This is a genomic window from Mycobacterium sp. UM_CSW (assembly GCF_000455205.1).
Lineage (GTDB): Bacteria > Actinomycetota > Actinomycetes > Mycobacteriales > Mycobacteriaceae > Mycobacterium.
This window is the reverse complement of record NZ_AUWQ01000001.1, coordinates 64,186-79,793: the sequence shown is the minus strand read 5'-3', so window position 1 is coordinate 79,793 and position 15,608 is coordinate 64,186. Positions and strand designations below refer to the sequence as shown.

At 66.6% G+C, this 15,608-nt stretch carries 18 protein-coding genes; 13 read left to right on the top strand and 5 right to left on the bottom strand.

Annotation, left to right across the window (positions count from 1 at the left end):
* The first annotated feature begins 24 nt into the window (after positions 1–24).
* The 3 genes from N415_RS00420 (at position 25) to N415_RS00410 (ending at position 2,511) form a co-directional block, all read left to right on the top strand.
* A complete protein-coding gene (locus N415_RS00420) occupies positions 25–306 on the top strand; it encodes a WGxxGxxG family protein (RefSeq protein WP_068175783.1) in 282 nt (93 codons plus the stop codon).
* 146 nt (positions 307–452) lie between these two features.
* Positions 453–1,019 (top strand): hemerythrin domain-containing protein, encoded by a 567-nt coding sequence (locus N415_RS00415; protein ID WP_068175782.1) that lies wholly within the window; start codon positions 453–455, stop codon positions 1,017–1,019.
* 28 nt (positions 1,020–1,047) lie between these two features.
* The gene (locus N415_RS00410) at positions 1,048–2,511 is read left to right on the top strand and encodes a YdiU family protein (protein ID WP_068175777.1); all 1,464 of its coding nucleotides are present in this window, start codon (positions 1,048–1,050) and stop codon (positions 2,509–2,511) included.
* A gap of 1 nt (position 2,512) precedes the next feature.
* Here N415_RS00410 and N415_RS00405 read toward each other — a convergent pair whose 3' ends face one another.
* Positions 2,513–3,106, bottom strand: coding sequence for a TetR/AcrR family transcriptional regulator (locus N415_RS00405; protein ID WP_068175774.1), 594 nt, complete (start codon positions 3,104–3,106; stop codon positions 2,513–2,515).
* Positions 3,107–3,150: 44 nt separating this feature from the next.
* On the opposite strand from N415_RS00405, the gene N415_RS00400 reads away from it, so the two are divergent.
* The 5 genes from N415_RS00400 to N415_RS00380 are packed head-to-tail and all read left to right on the top strand — an operon-like array spanning position 3,151 to position 8,576.
* On the top strand, positions 3,151–3,981 hold the full coding sequence (locus N415_RS00400) for a mycofactocin-coupled SDR family oxidoreductase (protein ID WP_068109644.1): 831 nt from the start codon (positions 3,151–3,153) through the stop codon (positions 3,979–3,981).
* Positions 3,978–4,787 (top strand): mycofactocin-coupled SDR family oxidoreductase, encoded by an 810-nt coding sequence (locus tag N415_RS00395; protein WP_068175771.1) that lies wholly within the window; start codon positions 3,978–3,980, stop codon positions 4,785–4,787. The genes N415_RS00400 and N415_RS00395 overlap by 4 nt, the downstream gene beginning before the upstream one ends.
* Positions 4,788–4,821: 34 nt before the next feature.
* Entirely contained in the window at positions 4,822–5,622 is an 801-nt protein-coding gene (locus N415_RS00390; protein WP_068176143.1) for a carboxymuconolactone decarboxylase family protein, read from the top strand.
* On the top strand, positions 5,595–7,067 hold the full coding sequence (locus N415_RS00385) for an aldehyde dehydrogenase family protein (protein ID WP_068175768.1): 1,473 nt from the start codon (positions 5,595–5,597) through the stop codon (positions 7,065–7,067). Before N415_RS00390 ends, N415_RS00385 begins: the two co-directional genes overlap by 28 nt.
* Positions 7,068–7,085: 18 nt before the next feature.
* Positions 7,086–8,576, top strand: a complete 1,491-nt coding sequence (locus N415_RS00380) for an NAD(P)-binding domain-containing protein (protein ID WP_068175767.1) — start codon at positions 7,086–7,088, stop codon at positions 8,574–8,576.
* 20 nt (positions 8,577–8,596) lie between these two features.
* On the opposite strand, the gene N415_RS00375 is transcribed toward N415_RS00380, so the two are convergent.
* On the bottom strand, positions 8,597–9,424 hold the full coding sequence (locus N415_RS00375) for an LLM class F420-dependent oxidoreductase (protein ID WP_068175765.1): 828 nt from the start codon (positions 9,422–9,424) through the stop codon (positions 8,597–8,599).
* Positions 9,421–9,816 (bottom strand): DUF4267 domain-containing protein, encoded by a 396-nt coding sequence (locus tag N415_RS00370; protein ID WP_068175763.1) that lies wholly within the window; start codon positions 9,814–9,816, stop codon positions 9,421–9,423. Before N415_RS00370 ends, N415_RS00375 begins: the two co-directional genes overlap by 4 nt.
* Before the next feature lie 394 nt (positions 9,817–10,210).
* Here N415_RS00370 and N415_RS00365 point away from each other — a divergent pair, with 394 nt between their 5' ends.
* Together N415_RS00365 and N415_RS00360 are read left to right on the top strand one after the other, a co-directional pair.
* The gene (locus N415_RS00365; protein ID WP_152531182.1) at positions 10,211–10,903 is read left to right on the top strand and encodes a TetR/AcrR family transcriptional regulator; all 693 of its coding nucleotides are present in this window, start codon (positions 10,211–10,213) and stop codon (positions 10,901–10,903) included.
* A 122-nt stretch (positions 10,904–11,025) separates the two neighbouring features.
* On the top strand, positions 11,026–11,688 hold the full coding sequence (locus N415_RS00360) for a TetR/AcrR family transcriptional regulator (RefSeq protein WP_068175753.1): 663 nt from the start codon (positions 11,026–11,028) through the stop codon (positions 11,686–11,688).
* Positions 11,689–11,691: 3 nt separating this feature from the next.
* On the opposite strand, the gene N415_RS00355 is transcribed toward N415_RS00360, so the two are convergent.
* Positions 11,692–11,943, bottom strand: a complete 252-nt coding sequence (locus N415_RS00355) for a hypothetical protein (protein WP_068175748.1) — start codon at positions 11,941–11,943, stop codon at positions 11,692–11,694.
* A 109-nt stretch (positions 11,944–12,052) separates the two neighbouring features.
* Here N415_RS00355 and N415_RS00350 point away from each other — a divergent pair, with 109 nt between their 5' ends.
* From N415_RS00350 to N415_RS00340, 3 genes are all read left to right on the top strand, one after another.
* A complete protein-coding gene (locus N415_RS00350; protein ID WP_068175743.1) occupies positions 12,053–12,649 on the top strand; it encodes a DUF732 domain-containing protein in 597 nt (198 codons plus the stop codon).
* A 193-nt stretch (positions 12,650–12,842) separates the two neighbouring features.
* Positions 12,843–13,310 carry a DUF732 domain-containing protein gene (locus N415_RS00345; protein WP_068175741.1) on the top strand — a complete coding sequence of 156 codons (468 nt, stop codon included), beginning with the start codon at positions 12,843–12,845 and terminating at the stop codon, positions 13,308–13,310.
* Positions 13,311–13,322: 12 nt separating this feature from the next.
* On the top strand, positions 13,323–14,006 hold the full coding sequence (locus N415_RS00340) for an N-acetylmuramoyl-L-alanine amidase (RefSeq protein WP_193376371.1): 684 nt from the start codon (positions 13,323–13,325) through the stop codon (positions 14,004–14,006).
* 6 nt (positions 14,007–14,012) lie between these two features.
* Here N415_RS00340 and glnA read toward each other — a convergent pair whose 3' ends face one another.
* Positions 14,013–15,449 carry a type I glutamate--ammonia ligase gene (gene glnA, locus N415_RS00335; RefSeq protein ID WP_068102970.1) on the bottom strand — a complete coding sequence of 479 codons (1,437 nt, stop codon included), beginning with the start codon at positions 15,447–15,449 and terminating at the stop codon, positions 14,013–14,015.
* Positions 15,450–15,608: the final 159 nt, after the last annotated feature.

Sequence of the window (15,608 nt, the reverse complement as noted above, 5' to 3'; positions counted from 1 at the left end):
AGCACAACAAATTCAGGAGCAAACATGCGTAAGACGATTGCGGTCATTTCTGCCACCGGAGCACTGCTGTTCGGCGGGGCGGGCGTCGCCAACGCCACCACTCAAAGTGCGCCGGCGCCGTCATCGACCACAACGACGCTGGCCGACAACAACAATGGCCAAAACACCGACCAGCGCAGCGACAACAACGGGCTGTGGGGGCTGCTTGGCCTGCTCGGGTTGGGTGGACTCGTGGGGCTCAAGCGCCGCAAGGACACTGACACCGTCGCCGCTGTCGGGACACCCACCACACGCGGCAACATCTAGCTGAATCCGCCGAAGCCCCCGTCGGATGCTGCAAGCGGTCCGACGGGGGCTCGCGTTTACCCGTCCCAGCGCCGGGTATTTCTGGCAAAGCGGTGCACAGCCCATAGCCCGCACCCCCGGATCCCCTATCGATGGAGGTATCGGCGATGGCCGACATGATTGTCCAATCTCCCGAGGAGGTCGTCGCGTTTCTCAAAGCGCAGCACAACCTCATCGAGGACATGTTTGACGAAGTGCTGCACGCATCGGACCCCAAGGCACGCGAGAAGCCGTTCGTGGAGTTGCGCCAACTGCTGGCCGTGCACGAGACGGCCGAGGAGATGGTGGTGCATCCGCGGACTCGCCGCGAGGTCGACGGCGGCGACGCAATCGTCGACGCCCGGCTCAAAGAAGAGCACGAAGCCAAGGAACTGCTGTCGGGGATCGAGAAACTCGACTTCACCTCGCAGGAGTTCGTCGACGAGCTGACCAAGCTGCGCGACGCCGTGCTCGACCACGCCCGGCACGAGGAGGACGAAGAATTCCCCCTGCTGCAGAAGGAAGTCGACGCGAACGACCTCAAGCGGATGGGCTCGGCGGTGCGTGCGGCCGAGGCGATAGCCCCCACCCGTCCGCATCCGGGCGTGGAATCGGCGAAGCTGAATTTCGCCGTCGGGCCGTTTGCCTCGATGCTGGACCGCGCCCGCGACTTGATCGCGCAGGCCATCGGCTAGGTACGGGACTTTCCGTAGTCTCGGTGAAGTGAGCGTTGCGCCGGATACCACCGTTGCTCTGCAGGACCGGTTCTTTCGCCAGCTGCCGGAGATGGCCGTCCGCTGGCAGGCCGAGCTGGCACCCGACCTGCGGCTGCTCGCGATCAACGAACCGCTGGCCGCCGAGCTCGGTCTCGACGCCGACTGGCTGCGGAGTCCCGACGGGCTGCGTTTCCTGGTGGGCAACCTCGTCCCCGGCGGCGCCGTTCCGGTGGCCCAGGCTTACGCCGGGCACCAGTTCGGCGGGTACGTCCCGCGGTTAGGCGACGGCCGCGCACTGCTGTTGGGCGAGCTCGTCGACGACGGCGGGCGCCTGCGCGACATCCACCTGAAGGGGTCCGGCCCGACGCCATTCGCACGCGGCGGCGACGGTCTGGCGGCGGTGGGCCCGATGCTGCGCGAGTACGTCGTCAGCGAGGCGATGCACGCGTTGGGCGTCCCAACGACCCGGTCGCTGGCCGTCGTGGCCACCGGGCGGCCGGTGCAGCGCGAGACGCTGCTGCCCGGCGCCGTGCTCACCCGCGTGGCCAGTAGTCACCTGCGCGTGGGCAGCTTCCAATACGCGTCGGCCACCGGCGACGTCGATCTGCTGCGCCGCCTCGCCGACCATGCGATCGCGCGGCACCATCCGAGCGCGGCCGAGGCCGAGCGACCGTACCTAGCTCTGTTCGAAGCGGTGGTGGGCGTCCAGGCGTCGCTGATCGCCCGATGGATGCTGATCGGTTTCGTGCACGGGGTGATGAACACCGACAACATGACGATCTCCGGTGAAACCATCGACTACGGGCCGTGCGCATTCATGGAGGCCTATGACCCGGACACGGTTTTCAGCTCGATCGATTTCTGGGGTCGCTACGCTTTCGGCAACCAGCCGGTGGTGGCCGGGTGGAACCTGGCGCGGTTCGCCGAATCGCTGATTCCGTTGTTGTCCAACGATGTTGACGAGGCGGTGGCGCTCGCCGAGGAAGCGTTCGGAACTTTCCGGCCCAGCTATGACGCGGTGTGGTCGGCCGGCATGCGCGCCAAACTGGGTCTGCCCGAGGACCTGGACGCCGGAGTCGTCGCGCCGCTGGCCGACGAGTTGCTCGCGCTGCTGAACGAAAGCCATGTCGACTACACGTCCTTCTTCCGCCACCTCGGGCGCGCGGCGCGCGGCGAATCGGAAGGAGCGCGCGGGCTGTTCATCAACCTCGCCGGGTTCGACGACTGGTTGGCACGCTGGCGCGCCCTCGGCCCGGACGCCGAATCGATGGACCGCACCAACCCCGTCTACATTCCGCGCAATCACCTTGTCGAGGAGGCACTGGCCGCGGCCACGGCGGGCGATCTCGATCCGCTCGGGCGCCTGCTCGACGCAGTCACCGCCCCGTATGACGAACGACCGGGCCTCGAGCGCTACGCCAGCCCCGCGCCGGAGGATTTCGGCGCGTACCAAACGTTCTGCGGCACTTGAACTATTGCGCGACGGCGCGGTTCTCGTAGGCCGCCGTCAGCCAGAACACGGCGCGCTCGATTCCGGGCACGATCTCGGTGACCTCGATCTCGCCCTGCGCAAAGCGTCCTAGGAAGCCGAAGACGACGCCCGTCAGGATCAGCTCGAGATCTTTCGCGTAATCCGAATCCACCTGGGCCGTAATCGATTTAGCAACGGGGACCACGGCGTCGACGCCACGCTGGATCAGCCGTTCGCCGCCCGGCCCGGATCGTGCGCGAAAGTACGAACGCAGCATCGTCGGGTGCCGCTCCCACGGCTCGAAAATCGTCCGCATCACAGCCATCAGGTCGGAGTAAAGCGATTCGCCGCTTTCGCCGGTGGCGGGTGACGGCAGGTTCGCGTAACGATTGGTGTCCATCCACCATTCGAGGGCGGCGACGATCAGCTCGTCGCGGGTCGCGTACCGCTTGTAGATCGTGGCGAGGGATACCCGTGCGCGCTTGGCCACCTCGCGGAGCTGCACGGCCTCGTAGCCCTGCGTGTCCAGCAGCTCGACCACGATCTCGATGATCGGATCCGGCTGGCGACCCCCTTCTGCAACCACAGTAACCATGTTACTCTACCGCTCGGGTAACCACGTTACTGAAGGGCAGCATCATGGGCCAACTGGAAGGCAAGGTCGCCTTCATCACCGGGGTCGCGCGCGGACAGGGCCGCAGCCACGCGATTCGCCTGGCGCGCGACGGGGCCAGCATCGTCGGCATCGACATCTGCGAAGACATCGCCGCCAACGGCTACCCGATGGCCAGTCGCGCCGAGCTCGACGAAACGGTGGCCCTCGTCGAGGCCGAGGGCGCCAAGATGCTCGGGCTGGTGGCAGACGTCCGCGACTTCCATCAGGTCAAGTCGGCGGTGGACGCCGGCGTCGAGCAGTTCGGCCGCCTCGACATCGTGCTGGCCAACGCGGGGATCGCACCGGTGGCCTTCCGCGAGCTGACCATCGAGGAGGAGCTGGAGCAGTGGAAGGCGGCGACCGGGGTCAACCTCGACGGCGCCTACCACACCGCGTGGGCGGCGATTCCGCACCTGCTCGCCGGTAATCGCGGCGGGGCGATCATCTTCACCAGCTCCACCGCTGGCCTGAAAGGTTTCGGCGGCCTGCAAGGCGGCGGCCTGGGCTACGCGGCCTCCAAACACGGCATCGTCGGGCTGATGCGGACACTCGCCAATGCGCTTGCGCCGCTGAACATTCGGGTCAACACCGTGCACCCGACCGCGGTCAACACCATGATGGCGGTCAACCCCGCCATGACCGAATTCCTCGAGAACTACCCCGACGGCGGCCCGCACCTGCAAAACCCGATGCCGGTCGGCCTGCTGGAGCCCGAGGACATCAGCGCCGCCATCGCCTACCTGGTTTCCGACGAGGCCAAGTACGTCACCGGCGTGACCTTCCCCGTCGACGCCGGATTCTGCAACAAGCTATGAGCGCGAACGGACGAGTCGCAGGCAAGCGAGTGCTGGTAACCGGCGCCGCGCGGGGAATGGGCCGCAGCCACGCGGTGCGCCTGGCCGAGGAGGGAGCCGACCTCATCCTGGTCGACATCTGCGCCTCACTGCCGGAGATCGAGTATCCCCTCGCCTCGCGCGCGGACCTCGAGGAAACCGCACGGCTGATCGAAAAGCATGACCGCCGCGCCGTCCTCCACGTGGTCGACATCCGCGACGCGGCGGGCCTGGCCGCGGCGGTCGACGACGGCGTCGCCGAATTGGGCGGCCTGGACGCCGCCGTGGCCAACGCCGGGGTGCTGACCGTCGGCACCTGGGACACGACGACGCCGGAGCAGTGGCGCACCGTCGTCGACGTCAACCTCATCGGCACCTGGAACACCTGCGCCGCCGCCCTCCCCCACCTCGTCGGCCAGGGCGGCAGCCTCGTCCTCGTCAGTTCGTCGGCCGGGCTGAAGGGCACCCCGCTGCACCTTCCGTACACGGCGTCCAAGCACGGCGTCGTCGGGTTGAGCCGCGCGCTGGCCAATGAGCTTGCCGCGCAGAGCGTTCGCGTCAATACCGTGCACCCGACGGGGGTGGAGACGGGAATGCGCCCGGAATCCCTGCAGGGCCTCCTGGCCGAGACGCGGCCCGACTTGATCCCCATCTTCCTCAATGCCCTGCCCACCCTCATGGCCGAGGCGATCGACATCAGCAACGCGGTGCTGTTCCTGGTGTCGGACGAGTCCCGATTCGTCACCGGGCTGGAGTTCAAGGTGGACGCCGGCGTCACCCTACGGTGACGGCCATCAAACCCCAACGCCGAGAGTGGGTTTCATGACAGAACGCTCCGAACTGGGCCGACACCGTTTCGCCGAGGTGATGACGGTGCCCCCGCCCGACGATCCGAGCCCCACGACCACCAGTGGCCTGATCGATTTCGTCTTCGCCGAAATCTGGTCGCGGCCGATCTTGAGCCGCAGGGACCGGCGTTTCGTCACGCTGGCCTGCGTCGCGGCCGCCGACGCCGAGGAACCCCTGCAGGATCACGTGTACGCGGCGTTGAACAGCGGCGACCTGACGATCACGGAGATGCGCGAAACGGTACTGCATTTCGCGGTATACGCCGGTTGGCCCAAGGCGTCCCGATTCAACATGGCCGTCGACGCGCAATGGGAACGGATCCAGCGCGAGCGCGGCCAGGATGTGCCGCCGCCCGAGCCGCTGCTGCCCTTGGTCACCCCGAGCGACGCGGAGAGCCGATTGGCGGGCGGGGAGGAATGCTTCAGGGCGGTCAACTGCATTCCGTTTGTTCCGATCCGCGACAACCCCTACTCCGGCGCGGGGATTTTGAACTTCGTGTTCGGCGAGATGTGGCTGCGGCCGGGTCTGGGAATCAAGGAGCGGCGGCTGGTGACGGTGGCGTGTGTGGCCATCCAGGACGCGCCTATCCCGATCCTCAGCCACGTCTACGCCGCGCTCAAGAGCCGCGACATCTCGTTCGACGAGATGGACGAATTGGCCCTGCATTTCGCCGCCTACTACGGCTGGCCGAAGGCCTCCCACCTGAGCCAGGTGATCGGCGAGCAGAAGCAGCGGGTGTCGGCGGAATGGCACGCGGAAGCCGCCGCGACGTGAGTTCGTCGCTGTCCGGAGAACTCCTGATCGGCGGCGACCGCGTGACCCGGTCGTCCGGCGGGGTCCACCAGCACATCTACCCTGCCACCGGCCAGCCCAACGCGAGCGTGCAATTGGCCGGCGCCGCCGAGATCGACGAGGCGGTCGCCTCCGCATGGGCGGCCCATCGAGAATGGATGTCGCTCACCGCCGATCGCCGGCGGGATAAGTTGATCGACCTGGCCGACGCGGTGCGCGACGATCTGGACGAGCTGGCCCGGCTCAACGTGCACGACTACGCCGTCCCAATCTCGCTCGCCGGCAACGCGATTCTGCTCGAACGGTTTTTGCGCCACTTCGCGGGCTACGTCGACAAACCGCACGGCCTCAGCACGCCGGTGGCCGAATCGTTCGACGTCAACCTCGTCGAGCGTGAGCCCTACGGCGTCGTCGGCGTCATCACCCCGTGGAACGGCGCGCTGGTGGTGATCGCGTCCTGCGTCGCCCCGGCGCTGGCGGCGGGCAACGCCGTCGTGCTCAAGCCGTCGGAGGTGGCGCCGTTCGCCGCCTTGCGATTCGGCGAGCTGTGCGTGGCGGCGGGCCTTCCCGCCGGGCTCGTCAATGTGGTGCCCGCCGGACCGGAAGGCGGTGACGCCCTCGTCCGCCATCCGGGTATCCGCAAGGTGCACTTCACCGGCGGCGTGGCGACCGCCCGCAAGGTTCTCGAGGCGGCGGCGACGAACCTGACACCGGTGGTCGCCGAGCTCGGCGGCAAGTCGGCGATGATCGTCTTCGACGACGCCGACCTCGATGCGGCCGCCATGCTGTCGGCGCACCAGGGCCCGCTGATCCAGTCGGGACAGAGCTGCGCCTGCGCCAGCCGGATCCTGGTGCACGAATCGGTCTATGACGCGTTCGCCGAACGCTTCGTGCGCGCCGTCACGAGCGCCAAGGCGGGCGACCCGTTCGACCTGGGCGTGGTGTTCGGGCCCGTCATCAGCCAGCCCGCCGCCGATCGCATCATCGCCGAGATCGATGGCGCCGTCCGCAGCAAAGCGGGTGAATTGCTCACCGGCGGAACCAGATTGGGCGGCGAGCTGGCGGCAGGATACTACATCGAGCCGACCGTGTTCGGCGACGTGGACAACGCTTCCACGCTGGCCCAAACGGAGACCTTCGGCCCGGTGGTGTCCCTGATGAAGTTCGGCAGCGAAGCCGAAGCGGTGCGCATCGCCAACGACACGCCATACGGCTTGAACGCCTTCGTGCAGACGCGCGACCTCGCCCGCGCGCACCGGGTGGCGCGCCGGCTCGAGGCGGGCTCGGTTTGGATCAACACGTTCAGCGACATCTCGCCGCAGGGACCGTACGGCGGTTTCAAGCAAAGCGGCTTCGGCCGCACCGGCGGCCTGGACGGCCTCTACGAATTCCTGCGAATCAAGAACATTCGAATCGCCATGGGCTGAAGCGTTTAGAGTTCCAGGATGGCTGGAAACGTCGCGGTGATCGGGGCGGGACCGGGTGGTCTCATCGCGGCGCGTTGGCTGCTGTCGCAGGGGTTCGAGCCGACGATCTTCGAGCGCTCGCCCGTGCTCGGCGGGCAATGGGCGGGCCTGGACGGCCGCAGCGGCGTATGGCCCAGCATGCACACGAACAGCAGCCGCGTCCTGACGGCCTTCAGCGACCTCGAGCACGAGACCGGCCTCGTCTATCCGTCCAACCGCGCCATTCTCGACTATTTGCGCCGCTTCGCCGAAAGGTTCGGGCTCGTCGAACGCATCCTGTTCGGGACTCCGGTCGAACTCGTCACGCGAGACGGCGCCCGCTGGCTCGTTCGTTATGCCGGCGGGGAGGAAAGTTTCGAGCGGGTCGTGGTGGCCACCGGAAGGTTCCACGCCGCAGCCATTCCAACTGTGCCTGGGCTCGAGACCTTCGCCGGCTCGGCCGGAGCGACCGCGACATATCACTACCGCGGGCCCGCCCCGTATCAGGGTAAGCGCGTTCTGGTGGCGGGCTGCGCGATCAGCGCGCTCGAGATCGCGACGGAACTCGCGCAACTCGGCGCGGCGCGCGTCGTGGTGACCCAGCGACGCCAGCGGTACGTGCTGCCCAAGTTCGCCGCCGGCGTCCCGTCCGATCACCGGGTCTATACGCGGTACGGAACGCTGGCCGACGAGACGCTGCAGCCGGCCGAGATCGACCGGCAACTCAAGGAGCTGGTGGTCGCGGCGGGAGGGAGCCCCCAGCAGTACGGCGCGCCGGCGCCGGACCCTTCCATCTCGGTGGCCGGCCTCACCCTCAACCAGCACTACCTGCCGCTGGTGGCCGAGGGCCGGATCTCGGTGCGCCCGTGGATGGCGTCGGTCGCGGGCACGACGGTGGCGTTCGCCGACGGCCGCACCGAGGAATTCGACGGGATCGTGTTCGGCACCGGGTTCAGTCTTTCGATGCCATTCCTCGGGGAAGACATCCGGCGCGTCCTCGACCTGGACTCGGTGCACCTGGACGCCGACCGCTACACCTTCCATCCCGACCTTCCGGGGCTGGCCTTCGTGGGCATGTGGGATCAGTCGGGCGGATACTTTGTGCCGCTTGAACTTCAAGCCAGGTGGATCGCGTACACATGGGGCGGCACCATCCCCTCGCCCACCGAGACCGACCAGCGGTCGGCGATCAAGGCCTACCGCTCGCGGCGAGGGACGTCGCAGAAGACGCGGATGAACGTGGTCGCGGTGACCTTCGCCCGGGCCGCTGGTGTCGAGCCGAAGCCGGATGACTGGCCGGAGCTGCGGCGCGCCCTGCTGTTCGGTCCCCTGGCGCCGAGTTGTTTCCGGCTCCAAGGCCCGGACGCGTTGCCCGACGCGCCGACCCGGTTCGCGCGCGACGCCGCCACCTTCGGTGCGATCACATCGAACGTGCTGACCGAGCGGGAACGCAACTACTGGTCGCTCGTGGAAGCGGCCCTGGTCCGATAGATCCCCTGCCCGGCAATGGTTTACGCCAATTGCGCGAACTCGGCCTGCAGCTCATCCAAACGCCGCAGCGTCTCGTCGCGCGGCTCGGTGGCCAGCTCCACCAAAACCTGCTCGACGCCCAGCGGCGGGTAACCCTCGAGCGCTTGCGCCGTGTGCTTCCCCATGTGCATGTTGATCACCGGGACGTCGTGCCCGGCAATGGCGCGCAGCTCCTCCAGCTGACCCGACAGGGCGTCCGCCGACCCGCTCATGGCGAGCCAGCCGGCGTTGAGCCGGGCGATGCGCTTGAAAGCCCCCGACCCGCCGCCCACGTACAGCGGCGGATACGGCTTCGTCAGCGGCTTGGGCCAGCTGTAGATCGCATCGAAGTTCACGAATTCGCCGTGGAACTCAGCCTTTTCCCGCGTCCAGATCTCGATCATCGCGTCCAGCCGCTCGTCCGCCGTGCGGCCGCGCACACCAGGATCGACGCCATGGTTGGCGATCTCCTCGCGCAGCCAGCCCACGCCCACACCAAAGCGGAATCGCCCCTGCGACACCAGGTCGAGCGAGACCACCTCCTTGGCCGTCAGGATCGGGTCTCGCTGCGGGACCAACGCGATCCCGGTGCCCAGGACGAGTTGCTCGGTCGCGACGGCCGCGGCGGTCAACGCCACGAACGGATCGAACGTCCGGTAGTACTTCCGCGGAATCGGGCCGCCCATCGGATACGGCGTCTTGGCGTCGACGGGGATGTGCGAGTGCTCCGCCAAGAACAGGGAGGCAAACCCGCGCTCCTCGAGTGCCCGGCCCAGCTCGACCGGGCCGATTCCTTCGTCGGTGATGAACGTCAGGACGCCGATTCTCATGGTTGCTCCCCTCGTCGCCCGACGACGTTACGCCGCGTCGCGCCCCAAAGCCCCACGCCGATACCGACGACGGCACCGCCGAGGCCGATAAGCCGCTGCGACGGCTTCAACTCGTCGTGCACGCTCATCCCGCCCAGCAGGTCGGCCGCGTCGGCACCGCCCGAGGCCAGGAACCAGCCGCGGGTGTCCTTGCCGCGCAGCGCCGCCGCGGCGAGCAGCCCGCCGATCAACGCATCGCGATAGCCCATGGAACGCAGCAACAGTCGCGCCGTCGGCGTCGGTTCCTCCGGGTCGCCCCACAGCCGGTTCGCCCGGAGCGGGTCGACGAGGAAGGAGATGCCCGACGCGAGTCGGATGCTGCCCGCGACAAGCGCGGCCCGGTCGATTGCCATGGCCGCAGCCTAGAGCCAATCGCTCCGGTGCACGAGCACGACGTTTCGCTTGTCAGTGAACTAGAGTTCACCGAAATGGTCGTTTTCAGTTATGAATTTTCGCCAGCAAGACGTTTAAGAAAGTTGCGGTACGTTGCTCGACTTCAGCAAACCCGTTCGGGTGAAACGCAATTGCCGCGTCGCCGTCTGCGACCCGCAAGACACGCCACCGAAACGGCCGAGACCAGCCACAAGTCCTCGAGAACTATTCGAGCGCGAACAATTGTGCATTTGTCTAATAGAAGGCTCGGCCAACATTTCCTTCGCGCTCGTACCTGCGCGACGTCAACTCGCCCGACACGGGGTTTCCGAAAGCGGGTGTGTACGAGCGATCAGCGGATTATTTTTACAAACTATGACGGGACAGGGGGATCCGCGAGCGCGTCCGCAGCAATATGCCAGCCACACGGTCACGCCACGCCGCAAGAAGCTTGCGCCCGACCCCGACGTGCGCCGTGCGATCGTCGATGCCGCGGCGAAATCGGTTCGCGAGCAGGGTGTTCGGGGACTCAGCGTGGCCACGGTGCTCGAACGCGCGCAGCTGAGCACCCGAGCGTTCTACCGCCATTTCGAGTCGAAGGACCAACTGGTGGCGGCGGTCTTTCTGGAGATGACGCGCAGCGAAGTGACGCGGCTGCGCGACAAGATGTCGCAAGCCACCGACCCGATCGAGGCGGTGGCCGCCTGGATCGACGGGCGGCTCGACCTCGCGTTCGACGAGGACATCAGGGCGGAGCTGCGGCAGGTGTCGCTGGAAGCCCAATCGAAAATGGTCTCGACTCCCGAGGCGGTGACACCCGCCTACGGTGCAATCCTCGAGCCGCTCGTCGAGCAACTCCAGCGAGGCCTGGAACTGGGCGTGTTCAAGGACATCGTCCCGGCGGTCGCGGCCAAGTCGATACACGGCGTCGTGTGGGCCGGCACGCAGCGGCAGTGGGCGACGAACCATTGGGACCGAGACGAGGTCCGCGACCGAGCCGTGCGGTTCTGCCTGCGCGGGTTGGGCGTGGCGCCGAACACCATCGAGCAAGTCACCGCCTTGGGCTAGCCAGAGATTTCGAAAACGTAAATTTTCGATCGGTCGATGTTTGGAGGTTTCCGCTGGCAATCACGCGGGGTACCTACGCACCTATGAAACGCCTGTATAACCGGACCACCCTCTTCTGACCCATGACTACCTCGTTGACGCAACGACGGAACAAGCTCGCCCCCGACCCGGACGTGCGGTACGCCATCCTGGACGCCGCCTCTCAGTCGATGCACGACTACGGCGTCCGAGGGCTTAGCGTCGCCGCCGTGCTGGAACGCGCGCAGCTCAGTACCCGCGCCTTCTACCGGCATTTCGACTCGAAGGACCAATTGGTTGCGGAGGTCTTTCTGGAGCTGGCCCGCATGGAGACCCAACGGTTGAGAGGCCGGATGGCGAACACCACCAACCCGGTCGAAGCCGTCGTTGCGTGGGTCGACGGGCGACTCGAACTCGCCTTTGAAGACAACGGCGAATCGGGTTCGCGCCGCCTGTCGTTGGAGGCTCACTCGCAAGCGCTCTCCTCGCCGGAAAAGGTGGCCCCCGCATACGGTGCGATACTCGAGCCGCTCATCGAGCAGCTCGAGCGCGGGCTCGAACTCGGCGTGTTCGAAGACATCGTCCCGTCGACCGCGGCGAAATCGATCCACGGCGTCGTTTGGGCAGGCACCCAGCGGCAGTGGGCCACCCATCGTTGGGACCGAGCTGTCGTCCGCGAACGCGCGCTGCGGTTCTGCCTGCGCGGACTCGGCGTTGCGCCCCAGACGATCGAACGGGTAACCGGGGACGACGCCGCGGCGGGTTAGCCGTTACTTGGCCGGGCACGCATCGGCGATTTGAATCGAAGCCGGCCACAGCGCCGCCGTCAGGCCAAATGCCGCGACGTCGGGGGCCGTCGGGAACACGGTTTCGAGTCGCGCCCGGATTCGCTGGGTCTCGTCGGTGTGCAGGACCGCCCACACGAAGCCGATGGACAGGTACGGGATCGCGAGCCACAGCGCCAGTTCGATCAGCGCCCCGACGCTGACCTCGTATTGCAGCACGCGCCGAAGCAAATCCATCGCGCGCTCGACGCGGCCTCCGGAAACTCCCCGGTCGTCCGGGTCGGCGTGGTGGTCAGGCGAGGCTGACATAGCGCGAGGTTCTCACAATCGCTCGGCGATGGCTACGATGGCCGTCATGGCCGAGCCGTCTCCGGCTGCCGACGAAACATTCGGGCTCAACCGCGCCGAGACGGTTGCCGTACCCAATCACGCGGCTTCGGATGAAGCCGACCGCACGTCGGCGCGCGACTACGACGATGTCCGGGATGAACCACCGGAAGACCGCCAATCATGGAGCGCCACTTGGCGAAAGGCCGCGGCGCTGCTGATGGGCGGCCTCGGGTTGGCGGGCGCGATCGTGCTGGTCTTCTGGTTCTTCAGCCCGTCGCCCAAGGGTCCGCAACCGGCCGCGCCGACGCCTGCACCGACCGCATCCACGGCGCCGCCTTCAGCGGCCGGGCCGTCGTCCATCGTGTCCACGCCGGATCAGGACAACAAGTACGTGCAGGACCTGAACGATCACGGCATCTCGTTCGCCAATCCCGAGGCCGCCATTCACAACGGGAAGGTGGTGTGCGACGACATCCGTCAGGGGATGACGGTGCCACAGATAGTCGGGGCGTTCCGGACGAGCAATCCGGGGCTCGACGCCGATACCTACGTGACGATCTCCGTCCACGCGTACTGCCCGCAGAACGCCAACCTGGTCGGCCCGGTGTCGTAGCGGTGTCTGTACGGACCGCCGCCGCCATGACAGACTTCGACATCGGCCATTGACGTGTCGTTGAACTCCGGAGCGTAAACGGTGCGATATTGATTGGACTTGGGGTTGCCTGGGGAGTCCGGGCGAGGGGTCGGCGTGATCCACGAAGCGCGTGCGCCCTTGGCGACCATCCGAGAGTCAGAGGAGGCCGCGCATGACGGGCAGCCAAACCAGGCAGACGCCGGTTGGGGTGCTCATTGGCGGGGCGGCTCTCGCGGTAGCCGCCCTGGCGGGCCTCATTTCGGTGGGGGTGTACCTGTCACGGGACAAAACGGCGATGTCGCCGGGCCCGCAAACCGTCACGGTCAGCGCCTCGAGCGCCGCCAACGCTCCGGCCGACGGCGCGGACGCACAATTCCTGTCCACGCTGGACAGCTACGGCATCAACGACAGCGGAAAGGCGGCCATGCGTCAGCGGTTCATGGAGCTTGGGCATCACAGCTGCTTCATGATGCTGCCGCCGCGGCCGGAGCCCATCGAGTCCACGGTGAACAACATCCTGGCCGCACAGAATCAGGACAGAGCCGCGGGTAATCCATGGCCGAAACGGTTCAGTCATGACGACGCCTTGCATTTGGCGCAGGCCGCCGTCTTTGCGTACTGCCCGAGTGCGGCGAAGTAGGAGCGCTGGCCCATGGTTGACCGCCGTCAGCTGCTGCGGCTGGCGGGCGGCATCGGCTTGTCGGTGTTCGGCGCGGGTGCGGCACGGACGGACGTCGCCTCGGCTGCTACGTCGGCGCAATTGCTCTGCCGAGACGCGTGGGGGGCGCGACCTGCCCGCGCCGGCGGGAAGCCCCACACCATCACCCGCATGACGCTGCACCACGAGGCGGTGGTCCTCGGCGAAAACCGCAACGCCCCAAGCCATTTGCGCCAAGACCAGCGGTACCACCAAGACGAGAAGGGCTGGATCGACATCGCGTATCACGTCGGCGTCGACCGCAACGGCAACATCTACGAGCTGCGAAGCACCGAATTCGCGGGTGACACCGCCACCGACTACAACACGACCGGCCATTTCCTGGTGCTCTGTGAAGGAGACTTCGATCAGGAAGCGGTGTCCGAGGCCCAGCTGCAGGGAGCCGCGCTCGCGTTCGCCTGGGCGGCGCAGAACTTTCGGGTCGCGAGCAACACATTGGCGGGTCATCGCGATTTTGCCTCGACGTCCTGCCCGGGCGCGAACCTCTATGCCCATCTCTCGTCGGGTGACCTCAAGCGCCGCATTGACGATCTGCTGGCCGCGGGCCCGGTGGACCTCCAGCGGTTTTGCGGGCCCGACGCGGCCGCAAGAGTCGCGGCCATCGAGGCGGGCAGCTGATCCGGCTCACACGTCGTAATACAGCGCAAATTCGTACGGGGTCACCCGGAGGTTGAACGGCGCGATCTCGTAGTCGCGCTTGTAGTTGATCCACGTCTCGATCAGGTCGGGCGTGAAAACGCCTCCCTCCGTGAGGTATTCGCTGTCCTCCTCCAGCCTGTCGATCACGGCGGACAGCTGGGTGGGAGCCTGAACGATTTCCGCGGCCTCCTCGGGCGGCAGCTCGTAGAGGTCCTTGTCGACCGGTGGTGGCGGCTCGATCTTGTTTTTGATGCCGTCCAGGCCGGCCATCAGCATGGCCGAGAACGCCAGGTAGGGGTTGCCCGACGAGTCGGGGCAACGGAACTCCAGTCGCTTGGCCTTCGGATTGTTGCCGGTGATGGGGATGCGCACGCACGCCGAGCGGTTGCGCTGGCTGTAGACGAGGTTGATGGGGGCCTCATAGCCGGGAACGAGGCGCTTGTAGGAGTTGACCGTGGGGTTGGTGAAGGCGAGCAACGACGGGGCGTGATAGAGCAACCCGCCGATGTAGTGCCGCGCGGTGTCCGACAGGCCGGCATAGCCCTCCTCGTCGTACATCAGGGGGACGCCGTCCTTCCACAGCGACTGGTGGCAGTGCATCCCCGAGCCGTTGTCGCCGAACAGGGGCTTGGGCATGAACGTCACGGTCTTGCCCGCCTGCCACGCGGTCTGCTTGACGATGTACTTGTACATCTGATGGTCGTCGGCCGCGTGCAGCAGCGTGTTGAACTTGTAATTGATCTCGGCCTGGCCGCCACCCCCCACCTCGTGGTGGCCCTTTTCCAGGGAGAATCCGGCGTTGGTCAGGTTCGTCAGGATCCTGTCGCGCAGGTCGACGTAGTGGTCGGTGGGGGCGACCGGGAAGTATCCGCCCTTGGGCCGGACCTTGTAGCCGCGGTTGGGGCTGCCGTCGGACTCCGTCTCTTCGCCGGTGTTCCACCACCCTGACGTCGCGTCCACCTTGTAGAAGGAGCTGTTGATGTTGGAGTCGAACTTGACCGAGTCGAAGATGTAGAACTCCGCCTCCGGGCCGAAGTAGGCGGTGTCCGCGATGCCGGAGCTGATCAGGTAGTTCTCGGCCTTGCGGGCGACGTTGCGCGGGTCGCGTGAGTACAGCTCGAGGGTGAAGGGGTCGTGCACGAAGAAGTTCACGTTCAGCGTCTTGGCCTCGCGGAACGGATCGATCGTCGCGGTCTCCGGGTCGGGAAGCAGCAACATGTCGGACTCGTGGATCGATTGGAAGCCGCGAATCGAGGAGCCGTCGAAGGCCAGGCCTTCCTCGAACACGTTCTCGTCGAACACGTAAATCGGAATCGTGAAGTGCTGCATGGTGCCCGGCAGGTCGCAGAAGCGGACGTCGACGTACTCGATGTTCTCGTCTTTGACGAGTTTGAAGATGTCGTCGGGCGTGTGTTCGGACACGGAATGCTCCTTCGCTCGCCACTATCAGACTGTTGTCGCGGGTAGCAGTGGCGCCAGGGTTTTGTACACCTCAACTATTTCGTCAGCGTGACGCGCCCGAGTCGAACCTGTTGCACCGCACGACTTTCTGCATCCGTACTCCTCAGGTGGCATGAGCCG

Coding starts and splice junctions, on each gene's coding strand:
- N415_RS00420 (WP_068175783.1), top strand. CDS start 25: ATGCGTAAGACGATTGCGGTCATTTCTGCCACCGGAGCACTGCTGTTC.
- N415_RS00355 (WP_068175748.1), bottom strand. CDS start 11,943: ATGGATTTGCTTCGGCGCGTGCTGCAATACGAGGTCAGCGTCGGGGCG.
- N415_RS00345 (WP_068175741.1), top strand. CDS start 12,843: ATGACGGGCAGCCAAACCAGGCAGACGCCGGTTGGGGTGCTCATTGGC.
- N415_RS00400 (WP_068109644.1), top strand. CDS start 3,151: ATGGGCCAACTGGAAGGCAAGGTCGCCTTCATCACCGGGGTCGCGCGC.
- N415_RS00370 (WP_068175763.1), bottom strand. CDS start 9,816: ATGGCAATCGACCGGGCCGCGCTTGTCGCGGGCAGCATCCGACTCGCG.
- N415_RS00350 (WP_068175743.1), top strand. CDS start 12,053: ATGGCCGTCATGGCCGAGCCGTCTCCGGCTGCCGACGAAACATTCGGG.
- N415_RS00390 (WP_068176143.1), top strand. CDS start 4,822: ATGACAGAACGCTCCGAACTGGGCCGACACCGTTTCGCCGAGGTGATG.
- N415_RS00415 (WP_068175782.1), top strand. CDS start 453: ATGGCCGACATGATTGTCCAATCTCCCGAGGAGGTCGTCGCGTTTCTC.
- N415_RS00375 (WP_068175765.1), bottom strand. CDS start 9,424: ATGAGAATCGGCGTCCTGACGTTCATCACCGACGAAGGAATCGGCCCG.
- N415_RS00380 (WP_068175767.1), top strand. CDS start 7,086: ATGGCTGGAAACGTCGCGGTGATCGGGGCGGGACCGGGTGGTCTCATC.
- N415_RS00340 (WP_193376371.1), top strand. CDS start 13,323: ATGGTTGACCGCCGTCAGCTGCTGCGGCTGGCGGGCGGCATCGGCTTG.
- N415_RS00360 (WP_068175753.1), top strand. CDS start 11,026: ATGACTACCTCGTTGACGCAACGACGGAACAAGCTCGCCCCCGACCCG.
- N415_RS00385 (WP_068175768.1), top strand. CDS start 5,595: ATGGCACGCGGAAGCCGCCGCGACGTGAGTTCGTCGCTGTCCGGAGAA.
- N415_RS00405 (WP_068175774.1), bottom strand. CDS start 3,106: ATGGTTACTGTGGTTGCAGAAGGGGGTCGCCAGCCGGATCCGATCATC.
- N415_RS00395 (WP_068175771.1), top strand. CDS start 3,978: ATGAGCGCGAACGGACGAGTCGCAGGCAAGCGAGTGCTGGTAACCGGC.
- N415_RS00365 (WP_152531182.1), top strand. CDS start 10,211: ATGACGGGACAGGGGGATCCGCGAGCGCGTCCGCAGCAATATGCCAGC.